We start from the raw sequence: 10,612 nt of genomic DNA, 5'->3' as shown, positions 1-10,612 counted from the left end.
GTCAGGCGCGGACCGTGCGCTCGAGGTCGTCCGCGGCGCGCTCCTCGTCCTCGCCCGTCTTCGGGGGCCGCATGAGGATCAGCATCGAATGGCCGGGGCGGACGATCTCCTGGCCGGGGTCGAAGACGGAGCCGACGTCGATGGTGTCGCCGGTGCCGAGCACGACCTCCCACTCGGTGCCGTACTCCTCGCCGGGCAGCACGAAGTCGACGTCGTTGCCGGAGGCGTTGAACACCACCAGCGCCGAGTCGCCCTCGATCCGTTCGCCGCGGGAGTTGGGCTCGGGGATCGCGGAGCCGTTGAGGAACATGGTCAGGCACTTGTTCTGAGGATCGTTCCACTCCTCCTCGGTCATCGGCTCCCCGTCGGTGCCCAGCCACTCCACGTCCTTGAGCACGGAGCCGGCGTCCTCCCGCACCACGCCCTGCAGGAAGCGGCGTCGGCGGAAGATCGGGTGCTCGCGGCGCAGAGCGATCATGCGCTGGGTGAACCAGAGCATCTCTTCCTGGTGCTCGTCGAGGTCCCAGTGCACCCACGACAGCTCGTTGTCCTGGCAGTAGGTGTTGTTGTTGCCCTGCTGGGTGCGTCCCATCTCGTCGCCGTGCAGGATCATCGGCACGCCCTGGCTGACCAGCAGCGTCGCCATGAGGTTCTTGGCCCTGCGCTTGCGCAGGGCGAGCACGGCCTCGTCGTCGGTGTCGCCCTCGATGCCCGAGTTCCAGGAGCGGTTGTGGCTCTCGCCGTCGCCGCCGCCCTCCTGATTGGCCTCGTTGTGCCGTTCGTTGTAGGAGACGAGGTCCCGCATCGTGAACCCGTCGTGGGCGGTGACGAAGTTGATCGACGCGATCGGTGTGCGGCCGGTGTGCTGGTAGAGGTCCGAGCTGCCGGCGAGGCGCGAGGTGAAGTCGCCGACGGTGCCCGGCTCCGAGCGGTGGAAGTCCCGCACCGAGTCGCGATAGCGGCCGTTCCACTCCGACCACAGCGGCGGGAAGCCGCCCACCTGGTAACCGCCCTCGCCCAGGTCCCACGGCTCGGCGATGAGCTTGACCTGGGAGATGATCGGGTCCTGCTGGATGATGTCGAAGAAGGCGGAGAGCCGGTCCACCTCGTGCAGCTCGCGCGCGAGGGTCGAGGCGAGGTCGAAGCGGAAGCCGTCCACGTGCATCTCGGTGACCCAGTAGCGCAGCGAGTCCATGATCAGCTGCAGCACGTGCGGGGTGCGCATCAGCAGCGAGTTCCCGGTGCCGGTGGTGTCGTAGTAGTGCGCCTCGTCGCCCTCGACCAGGCGGTAGTAGGCGCTGTTGTCGATGCCGCGGAAGCACAGGGTGGGGCCCAGGTGGTTCCCCTCGGCGGTGTGGTTGTAGACCACGTCGAGGATGACCTCGATGCCCGCCTCGTGGAGGTTCTTGACCATCTGCTTGAACTCCTGGACCTGCTGGCCCAGCTCACCCGCATAGGCGTACTCGTTGTGCGGGGCGAAGAACCCGATCGTGTTGTAGCCCCAGTAGTTGCGCAGCCCCTTCTCGACGAGATGGCCGTCCTGCACGAACTGGTGGACCGGCATCAGCTCGACCGCGGTGACGCCCAGCTCCTTGAGGTGCTCGATCACAGCGGGATGGCCCATTGCGACGTAGGTGCCGCGGATGCTGTCGTCGATCTCCGGGTGCAGCATCGTCAGGCCCTTGACGTGCGCTTCGTAGATCACGGTGTCGTGGTACTCGTGCGCGGGCGGATGGTCGTTGCCCCAGTCGAAGAAGGGGGAGACCACGACCGAGTGCATGGTGTGGGCGGCGGAGTCCTCGGTGTTGCGCTTCTCGGGGTCCTCGAAGTCGTAGCTGTACAGCGAGGGATGGTTGCTGGCCATCCCGGCGATCGCCTTCGCGTACGGGTCCAGCAGCAGCTTCGAGGGGTCGCAGCGCAGGCCCGCGGCGGGGTCGAAGGGGCCGTGCACGCGGTAGCCGTAGCGCTGGCCGGGCTGGACCGCGGGGAGGTAGACGTGCCACACGAAGGCGTCGACCTCGGTGACCTCGATGCGCCGCTCGGCGCCGTCCTCGTCGAACAGGCACAGCTCCACCCGCTCGGCCGCCTCGGAGAAGAGTGCGAAGTTGGTGCCCGAGCCGTCGAACGTGGCGCCCAGGGGGTACGACTTACCTGTCCAGATCTGCATGGCCCCACAGTAGTGGGCGCGGGCGAGCGGGGAACGGGGCGCGGCGAGCCCGATCGTGATGATCCCGCGAGCTCGGTCGGGCCCCGGCGGGGTCGGCGGGCTCGTCCACGCCGGGGCGGGGACGAGAAAGGCCCCGGCCGGAGCCGGGGCCTTGCATGGTGGGCGATACTGGGATCGAACCAGTGACCTCTTCCGTGTCAGGGAAGCGCGCTACCGCTGCGCCAATCGCCCGTCGCGCCGGAGGCGCGGGGGAGGGATGGAGCGGACGACCGGATTCGAACCGGCGACCCTCACCTTGGCAAGGTGATGCTCTACCAACTGAGCTACGTCCGCACATCGGCTGGGCCGACGAGGAGTTACCTTAGGCGCGCTCCGACCGCCTGTGCAAACCCGGACGGTCTTCAGTGTCCGAGGTCACGAGCGGCAGGGCCGGGGTGCACGGAGGGCTCGTGCCGGCCGGCCGGTCGGGGCTGCGGAGCGCGAGGAGCGCCAAAGGCGCTCCCGCTCCGTCCGCGCGTCTCACGGGCGCGGCGCGCCCGTGCAGTCGGATCGGCGGCGCGCGCGAGCGGCCGGATCGGGGAGGGTGATGGGGCCCGGGTGCCGGCGGGGCCGGAGGGTCGGCTCGTCGGGTCCGACGCCGCTCCGATCGACCGGGATGCAGGTCACATCCAGAAGTGGCGCGAGCACCCGTCGGGAGCATGTAAGCTTCTTCAAGTCCGATCGAGAGAGCGGGCATCACCTCAGGGCGATTGGCGCAGCGGTAGCGCGCTTCCTTCACACGGAAGAGGTCACTGGTTCGATCCCAGTATCGCCCACGGCAGGTTCTTCGGATCCCTGTCCTGCGGACGTAGCTCAGTTGGTAGAGCATCACCTTGCCAAGGTGAGGGTCGCCGGTTCGAATCCGGTCGTCCGCTCCGGGGGACGGCGCTCCCGACCTCGCGTCGGGAGCGCTGTTCCGTATGATGCGAGAGCATCACCCGGTGGGTTGGCCGAGAGGCGAGGCAACGGCCTGCAAAGCCGTGTACACGGGTTCGAATCCCGTACCCACCTCGAACGGCACCCGCCGGTGCCGTCCCGGGCGATTGGCGCAGCGGTAGCGCGCTTCCCTGACACGGAAGAGGTCACTGGTTCGATCCCAGTATCGCCCACCCCCAGCAGTAGAGCCCCGACCCCCTGGTCCGGGGCTCTTCTGCGTCCGCAGAGAGGCGCCCCACGCCGGGTCCCGCAGCTGGGGCCCACCGGGCCCTGGGTCCCGGTGCGCGGCCTCCGAGGTCTCTAGGCTCGACGGTGACGAGACCGCCATCACGTCACCCGCCACGCCGACCCGGAGGAGACCTCAGCATGCGTGCCCTCATCGTCCGTGCCCATCCGCTGGACCCCAGCAAGTCCCGTTCCATGACGATGGCCGACGCCTTTGTCGAGGAGCTCACCGCGCATCGCCCCGACACGGTGGTCGACGACGTGCGGCTGTACGAGACCGCCGTGCCCGAGATCGACCTGGACATGATGACCGGCTGGGAGCGGCTGCGAGCGGGCGAGCACTTCTCCCACCTCACCGGTGCCCAGCAGAACAAGCTGGCGCTGTTCGACCAGTACACCAAGCAGTTCCAGAGCGCGGACCTGGTGGTGATCGCGAACCCGCTGTGGAACCTCTCGGTGCCCACTCGTCTGAAGGCCTGGATCGACACCATCTGCCGCGCCGGCGTGACCTTCCGGTACACGGCCGAGGGCGAGGCGGAGGGCCTCGTCATGGACAAGACCGTGGTGCACCTGCAGGCCAGCGGCGGCCACTTCGGCCAGCAGGATCCCGCGAGTCTGTACATCGCCGGGATGTTCCAGTTCCTGGGCTGCACCACCCACACCCTCGCCGCCGAGGGCATGGACCACGAGCCCGATCGTGCCGAGGAGATCATGGAGGCGGCGCTCCTCCGGGTGAGGGAGCTCGCGCGCTCCCTCTGAGCCGCCGCCGTCGAGGGGCCGGTCCGGCGCGGGCGCGCCGGCCGGTACCATCGACGACGGATCCGGCGTCGTCGGCCGGCTCACCCCGAGAACTAAGGAGCACCCCCGTGGCCCAGATCGCCATCACCCTCGACGGATCGCCCCAGGAGATCGAGGAGGGGACCACGGGCACCGCGCTCTTCGAGGGCACCGCCGCGATCGTCGCCCTGCGCATCGACGGGGAGCTGCGCGACCTCGACACCGTGCTCGAGGACGGGCAGGACGTCGAGGGCGTGGACATCTCCAGCCCCGACGGGCTCTCGATCCTCCGCCACTCGACCGCGCACGTGCTCGCGCAGGCCGTGCAGAAGACGAACCCCGACGCGAAGCTCGGCATCGGCCCGCCCATCACCGACGGCTTCTACTACGACTTCGACGTCTCCGAGCCCTTCACCCCTGAGACCCTCAAGGTGCTCGAGAAGGAGATGAACCGGATCGTCAAGTCCGGCCAGCGCTTCGTGCGCCGCGAGATCACCGACGACGCGGCCCGCGCCGAGGAAGCCGCGGAGCCCTACAAGCTCGAGCTCATCGGCCTGAAGTCCTCCGCCGACGACGCCGCCGAAGGAGCGAGCGTCGAGGTCGGCGAGGGCGGCCTGACCATGTACGACAACGTCGACCGACGCGGCGAGGTGGTCTGGACCGACCTCTGCCGCGGCCCGCACCTGCCCTCCACCAAGCTCATCGGCAACGGGTTCGCCCTGACCCGATCCGCCGCCGCCTACTGGCGCGGCAGCGAGAAGAATCCGATGCTGCAGCGCGTCTACGGCACCGCCTGGCCCACCAAGGAGGAGCTGCGAGCCCACCAGGAGCGGATCGCCGAGGCCGAGCGACGCGACCACCGACGCCTGGGCAGCGAGCTGGACCTGTTCTCCTTCCCCGACGAGATCGGCTCCGGCCTGCCGGTGTTCCATCCCAAGGGCGCCATGATCAGGATGGAGATGGAGGACTACTCGCGTCGCCGCCACGTCGAGGCCGGCTACTCCTTCGTCTCCACCCCCCACATCACGAAGAAGAACCTCTTCGAGACCTCCCGCCACCTCGAGTGGTACGCCGACGGCATGTACCCGCCCATGCACATGGACGAGGAGGTCGACGCCGACGGCAACGTCACCAAGCAGGGCCAGGACTACTACCTCAAGCCCATGAACTGCCCGATGCACAACCTCGTCTACCGCTCCCGCGGCCGCTCCTACCGCGAGCTGCCGCTGCGGCTGTTCGAGTTCGGCAGCGTCTACCGCTACGAGAAGTCCGGCGTGGTCCACGGCCTGACCCGCGCCCGCGGCTTCACCCAGGACGACGCCCACATCTACACCACCCGCGAGCAGATGAAGGAGGAGCTCTCCAGCCTGCTCGGCTTCGTCCTGGACCTGCTGCGCGACTACGGCCTGGACGACTTCTACCTCGAGCTGTCCACCCGCGACCCCGAGAAGTCCGTGGGCGACGACTCCACCTGGGAGGAGGCCACCCGCACCCTGGAGGAGGTCGCCACCGCCTCCGGGCTGGAGCTGGTGCCCGACCCGGGCGGCGCCGCCTTCTACGGCCCGAAGATCTCCGTCCAGGCGAAGGACGCGATCGGCCGCACCTGGCAGCTCTCCACCATCCAGTTGGACTTCTTCGAGCCGGAGCTGTTCGAGCTCGAGTACACCGCCCCCGACGGCTCCCGCCAGCGCCCGGTGATGATCCACCGCGCCCTGTTCGGCTCGATCGAGCGCTTCTTCGGCGTGCTGCTCGAGCACTACGCGGGCGCCTTCCCGGTCTGGCTCGCGCCGGTCCAGGTGGTCGGGGTGCCGGTCGCCGCCGAGTACGTGCCCTATCTCGAGGAGGTCGCCGCCAAGCTGCGCGCCCGCGGCGTGCGCGTCGAGGTCGACTCCTCCGACGACCGTATGCAGAAGAAGATCCGCACCCACACCAAGGAGAAGGTGCCCTACCTCCTCATCGCCGGTGGCGAGGACCAGGAGAAGGGCGCGGTCTCCTTCCGAATGCGCGACGGCAGCCAGGACAACGGCATCGACGTGGACGAGGCCGTGGAGCGGATCGTCACCGCGATCGCCGACAAGGTGCAGGTGTGAGCCCGGCCGAACAGCCCGGCGGCGAGCCCGCGCTCGAGGACGCCCGCGACTTCGCGGGCGTCCCCGACGACACCCAGCGGCTGTGGACCCCGCACCGGATGGCGTACATCGGCGGGGAGAACAAGCCCGAGGACCCGCACGACGACGAGCAGTGCCCCTTCTGCGCGGGGCCGCGCCGCAGCGACGAGGACGCGCTCATCGTCCATCGCGGCCGCGTCGCCTACGCGATCCTGAACCTCTACCCCTACAACTCCGGCCATCTGCTGGTGTGCCCGTACCGGCACGTCTCGGACTACACGGAGCTGACCGAGGAGGAGGTGGCGGAGGTCGCCGAGATCACCCGCACCGCGATGACCGTGATCCGCGAGGTCTCCGGCCCCGCGGGCTTCAACCTGGGCATGAATCAGGGCGAGGTCGCGGGCGCCGGGATCGCCGCCCACCTGCACCAGCACGTGGTGCCGCGCTGGGCGGGGGACGCGAACTTCCTGCCCATCGTCGGCCGCACAAAGGCCCTCCCGATCCTGCTCGCGGACACCCGTCGGCTCTACGCCGAGGCGTGGCCCGGCGGCGGCGGGACCTGAGCTAGCATGGCCGAGCGCATCCGGGGGGAGCGCCGTGCGGACGGCGGGAGCCGACCGACCGCGACCGAGCACCGGGGGAGAGGCAGGGCCACGCTGTGACCAGCTCGACCAGCTCGACCGGCGCGCCTGCGCGCCAGCCCGGCCCGCCGCGGGCCGCCGGCCCCGGCGCCGCCGCCCCGGCCGGTCCCGACGCCGGGTACGGCTACGACATCGCGCGCACCGATCCCCGCGCTCCCGGCCGGCTCGGTCCGGGCACGCCCGCCGCGGCCCGGCCCCGCCGACGCTGGCTGCGCTGGGTGCTGCTGATCGGCTCGGTGCTGGGCATCCTCGCCTCCCTGGTCGTGCTGTATCTGGTGGTGATCAGGCCGCTCGGCATCGGCACCGCGCTGGTCGCCCTCACCGCGGCGCTGGTGCCGGTCGCGCTCGTGCTCGGCGCGGTGTGGTGGCTGGATCGGTACACGCCGCAGCCCCGGCTCTCGCTCGTCTCCGCCTTCGCCTGGGGCGCGATCGGCTCCGTGCTGCTGTCGCTGTTCTTCGGGACCTTCTTCGACGCCTGGATCTCCCCGCAGGAGGAGACCGAGCTGATCGACTCCTTCCTCGGCGCGACCGTGCAGGCACCGGTGATCGAGGAGACGATGAAGTCCGCGGGCCTGTTCGCCCTGCTCATCTGGGGGCGACGCTTCATCTCCGGTCCGCTCGACGGCGTCGTGTACGCCGCCCTCATCGCGGGCGGCTTCGCCTTCACCGAGAACATCCTCTACTTCGGGAACTCCTTCCACCAGGCACAGGCCGCCGGGACGGTCGACGTCTTCTGGCAGACCTTCTTCCTGCGCGGCATCCTCTCGCCCTTCGCCCACGTGTCCTTCACCGCCCTGTGCGGCCTCGGCCTCGGAATCGCGGCCGAGCGCCGCTCGCTGATGCTCTACTTCGGCCTGGGCCTCGGCGGGCTGTCGCTCGGGATGGCGCTGCACGCGCTGTGGAACGGCTCGAGCTTCTTCCTCCCAGTGGACCCGGAGGCGCCGCTGGCCGGGTTCCTGCGCTACTACGTCACCGTGCAGGTGCCGATCTTCCTGCTGCTGGTGGGCATCGTGCTGTTCCTGCGCCTGCGGGAGAAGCGGATCCTGCGCCGCCAGCTGTCCGAGTACGGCAGGGCCGGCTGGTTCTCGCCCGACGAGGTCGAGATGCTGGTCTCGATGCGTCGACGCCGTCGCGCCGAGGCGTGGGCGGGCCGCCACGGCGCCGTCGCCCGGATGGGCATGCACGACCTGATCCGCTCGGCGGTCTCGCTGGGCATGGAGCGGCACAGCGTCCTGTTCGGCCGGCCGACGGCGAGGACCCGCGCCCGCGAGCGCGAGCTGCTCGAGCAGATCACCGCCGATCGTCGTCTGATCGGTGCGCTGACCGCCCCCGTCGTCCGTGGCTGACCGCCCCGCGGGGCGCGGCCGGACGACACGGGGGAAGCACGGGCGCCGCGCCGGCGGGGACGCCACGGCGCGGTCTGCGGAGAGGCCCGGCGGCGCGCGGCGTGGAGCGCGTTCGCCATACCACTAGGATGGTGCGGCGATCCGCCACCCCATGGCGGACCATCGGAAGGAGCGAGATGTCCGGGCATTCCAAGTGGGCGACGACCAAGCACAAGAAGGCCGTCATCGATGCCAAGCGCGGCAAGCTGTTCGCCAAGCTGGTGAAGAACATCGAGGTGGCTGCACGCATGGGCGGCCCCGACCCATCTGGCAACCCGACGCTCTACGACGCCATCCAGAAGGCCAAGAAGACCTCCGTCCCCAATGACAACATCGACCGCGCCGTCAAGCGCGGCGGCGGGCTCGACGGCGGCGGCGTCGACTACGAGACCCTGATGTACGAGGGCTACGCCCCGGGCGGCGTCGCCGTGCTGGTCGAGTGCCTCACCGACAACAAGAACCGCGCCGTCTCCGAGGTGCGCCTGGCCTTCAACCGCAACGGCGGCAACATGGCGGACTCCGGCTCGGTCTCCTATCTCTTCGAGCGCCGGGGCGTGGTCACCGTCGCCAAGGGCGAGAACACCGAGGACGACCTGCTCGAGGTCGTGCTGGACGCCGGCGCCGAGGAGATCAACGACGAGGGCGAGACCTTCGAGATCCTCTCCGAGGCCACCGACGTGGTCGCCGTGCGCACCGCGCTGCAGGAGGCGGGGATCGACTACGAGAGCGCCGAGGTGCAGTTCGTGCCCACCATGCGCACCCCCGTCGACCTCGAGGGCGCGCAGAAGGCGCTTCGCCTGATCGACGCGCTCGAGGACAGCGACGACGTGCAGGCCGTCTACTCCAACCTCGACATCCCCGACGACGTCGCGGCCCAGCTGGACGAGCGGGAGTGAGCGAGCGGGACGGCGCGGTCGCGGCCTGGGCCGCGTCGTCCCCTCGGCGGCACCGCCGACGCGGGCCGCACCACCCGGACCGGGGAGAGGGCCGTTGACACCGCCGACGGCCATGCCGGGAGGGGAGGAGCGCAGATGACGACCCTGCGTGTGCTGGGGGTCGACCCCGGGCTGACCCGCTGCGGGATCGGCATCGTCGACGCGATCGGCGGGCGACGCGCTCGTCTCGTCCACGCGGGCGTGATCCGCTCGGACTCCGAGGAGCCGCTCGAGCGGCGCCTGCTCGGCATCGCCCTCGGGCTGCGCGCCGTGCTCGAGGAGTTCGCCCCCGACGCCGTCGGCGTGGAGCGGGTGTTCAGCCAGTCCAACATCTCCACCGTGATGGGCACCGCGCAGGTCTCCGGCATCGCGCTGCTCGAGGCGGCGGAGCGCGGCATCCCCGTCGCGCTGCACACCCCCTCGGAGGTCAAGGCCGCCGTGACCGGCAGCGGGCGGGCGGACAAGAAGCAGATCCAGTCGGTGCTGGTGAAGGTGCTGGGCCTGGACGCGGCACCCCAGCCCGCGGACGCCTCCGATGCCGTCGCGATCGCGCTGACCCAGCTGTGGCGGGGCGGCGGCCCCGTGGCGCTGGACCGCACCGGCGGCGCCCGCACGAGCGCGCAGGCCGTGTGGGCCGAGGCGGAGCGACGGGCCCGACGCGCCCGGGAACGCTCGACCTCCCGCCAGTGATCGAACAGGTGTTCTAGGGTGGTGGCGTGATCGCATCCCTGACCGGGCGGGTCGTCCGCCTCGACCTCGACGCCCTCGTGCTCGAGGTGGCCGGTATCGGCTACCTCGTGCGCACCACGCCGCAGGCCCTCGCCGCGACCCGTCACGGGGCCGAGGTCACCCTGCACACCGAGCTCGTCGTCCGCGAGGACTCCCTGACCCTCTACGGCTTCCCCCAGGCGGAGGAGGCCGAGACCTTCCGCATCGTGCAGTCCGTCACCGGGATCGGCCCGCGCACGGCGCTGGCCGTGCTCGCGGTGCTCGACCCGGAGGAGCTGCGCCGCGCCGTCGCCGAGCAGGACGTGAAGACCATCACCCGCACCCCGGGCATCGGCCCGAAGGTCGCCGGCCGGATGCTCCTCGAGCTCGGCGGGAAGCTGCCCGCGCCGAGCGAGGCCTCGCGGGAGGCGGCGTCGGCCCCGGGTGCTGCCCTCGGCGGCCCCGACGCCGACGTGGTCGAGGCGCTCGTCGGCCTCGGCTGGGCGGAGAAGGCGGCGCGCAGCGCCGTCGAGGCCGCGCGCGAGGAGGGCGGGGAGCAGATCGATGCCGCCGCGCTCCTGCGCACGGCGCTGCGCGGTCTCGGAGGACATCGGTGAGCGCGCAGGCGGCGGGCCGCGAGGAGGAGCCGGTCGGCGGGTCCTTCGCCGACGGCTCCTGGGAGGCGACCGAG

8 protein-coding genes and 6 tRNA genes are annotated in these 10,612 nt (G+C 70.7%); 11 read left to right on the top strand and 3 right to left on the bottom strand.

Features of this window, described 5'->3' with window-relative positions; all coding sequences use genetic code 11:
- Position 1: 1 nt before the first annotated feature.
- The 3 genes from glgX to RBL05_RS03200 form a co-directional block, all read right to left on the bottom strand.
- On the bottom strand, positions 2-2,167 hold the full coding sequence (gene glgX / locus RBL05_RS03210; protein WP_308740628.1) for a glycogen debranching protein GlgX: 2,166 nt from the start codon (positions 2,165-2,167) through the stop codon (positions 2-4).
- A gap of 156 nt (positions 2,168-2,323) precedes the next feature.
- Positions 2,324-2,398, bottom strand: a tRNA-Val gene (locus RBL05_RS03205).
- Positions 2,399-2,424: 26 nt separating this feature from the next.
- Positions 2,425-2,500, bottom strand: a tRNA-Gly gene (locus tag RBL05_RS03200).
- A 410-nt stretch (positions 2,501-2,910) separates the two neighbouring features.
- Here RBL05_RS03200 and RBL05_RS03195 point away from each other — a divergent pair.
- The 11 genes from RBL05_RS03195 to ruvA all read left to right on the top strand — a co-directional run bounded on the left by RBL05_RS03195 (position 2,911) and on the right by ruvA (position 10,538).
- Positions 2,911-2,982 (top strand) — tRNA-Val (locus tag RBL05_RS03195).
- Between the two features lie 26 nt (positions 2,983-3,008).
- Positions 3,009-3,081 (top strand) — tRNA-Gly (locus RBL05_RS03190).
- Between the two features lie 65 nt (positions 3,082-3,146).
- A tRNA-Cys gene (locus tag RBL05_RS03185) sits at positions 3,147-3,217 on the top strand.
- Positions 3,218-3,243: 26 nt separating this feature from the next.
- Positions 3,244-3,315, top strand: a tRNA-Val gene (locus tag RBL05_RS03180).
- A gap of 193 nt (positions 3,316-3,508) precedes the next feature.
- Positions 3,509-4,126, top strand: coding sequence for an FMN-dependent NADH-azoreductase (locus RBL05_RS03175; RefSeq protein WP_308740629.1), 618 nt, complete (start codon positions 3,509-3,511; stop codon positions 4,124-4,126).
- A 107-nt stretch (positions 4,127-4,233) separates the two neighbouring features.
- Entirely contained in the window at positions 4,234-6,234 is a 2,001-nt protein-coding gene (gene thrS / locus RBL05_RS03170) for a threonine--tRNA ligase (protein ID WP_308740630.1), read from the top strand.
- Complete coding sequence (locus RBL05_RS03165; RefSeq protein ID WP_318604075.1) at positions 6,231-6,815, top strand: HIT domain-containing protein; 585 nt, start codon at positions 6,231-6,233, stop codon at positions 6,813-6,815. The genes thrS and RBL05_RS03165 overlap by 4 nt, the downstream gene beginning before the upstream one ends.
- Before the next feature lie 95 nt (positions 6,816-6,910).
- Positions 6,911-8,239 carry a PrsW family intramembrane metalloprotease gene (locus RBL05_RS03160; RefSeq protein WP_308740631.1) on the top strand — a complete coding sequence of 443 codons (1,329 nt, stop codon included), beginning with the start codon at positions 6,911-6,913 and terminating at the stop codon, positions 8,237-8,239.
- Between the two features lie 176 nt (positions 8,240-8,415).
- The gene (locus RBL05_RS03155; protein ID WP_308740632.1) at positions 8,416-9,174 is read left to right on the top strand and encodes a YebC/PmpR family DNA-binding transcriptional regulator; all 759 of its coding nucleotides are present in this window, start codon (positions 8,416-8,418) and stop codon (positions 9,172-9,174) included.
- Positions 9,175-9,309: 135 nt separating this feature from the next.
- Positions 9,310-9,903 carry a crossover junction endodeoxyribonuclease RuvC gene (ruvC, locus tag RBL05_RS03150; RefSeq protein ID WP_308740633.1) on the top strand — a complete coding sequence of 198 codons (594 nt, stop codon included), beginning with the start codon at positions 9,310-9,312 and terminating at the stop codon, positions 9,901-9,903.
- A 26-nt stretch (positions 9,904-9,929) separates the two neighbouring features.
- Entirely contained in the window at positions 9,930-10,538 is a 609-nt protein-coding gene (gene ruvA / locus RBL05_RS03145) for a Holliday junction branch migration protein RuvA (RefSeq protein ID WP_053917762.1), read from the top strand.
- Positions 10,539-10,612: the final 74 nt, after the last annotated feature.

Source organism: Brachybacterium sp. GU-2 (assembly GCF_030866705.2).
Taxonomy (GTDB): domain Bacteria; phylum Actinomycetota; class Actinomycetes; order Actinomycetales; family Dermabacteraceae; genus Brachybacterium; species Brachybacterium conglomeratum.
The sequence above is the reverse complement of the archived record's forward strand: the minus strand, read 5'-3'. Positions and strand labels throughout refer to the sequence as shown.

Excerpts from the sequence above, each read along its gene's own strand:
- glgX (WP_308740628.1), bottom strand. The coding sequence starts at position 2,167 with ATGCAGATCTGGACAGGTAAGTCGTACCCCCTGGGCGCCACGTTCGAC.
- ruvC (WP_308740633.1), top strand. The coding sequence starts at position 9,310 with ATGACGACCCTGCGTGTGCTGGGGGTCGACCCCGGGCTGACCCGCTGC.
- RBL05_RS03175 (WP_308740629.1), top strand. The coding sequence starts at position 3,509 with ATGCGTGCCCTCATCGTCCGTGCCCATCCGCTGGACCCCAGCAAGTCC.
- RBL05_RS03155 (WP_308740632.1), top strand. The coding sequence starts at position 8,416 with ATGTCCGGGCATTCCAAGTGGGCGACGACCAAGCACAAGAAGGCCGTC.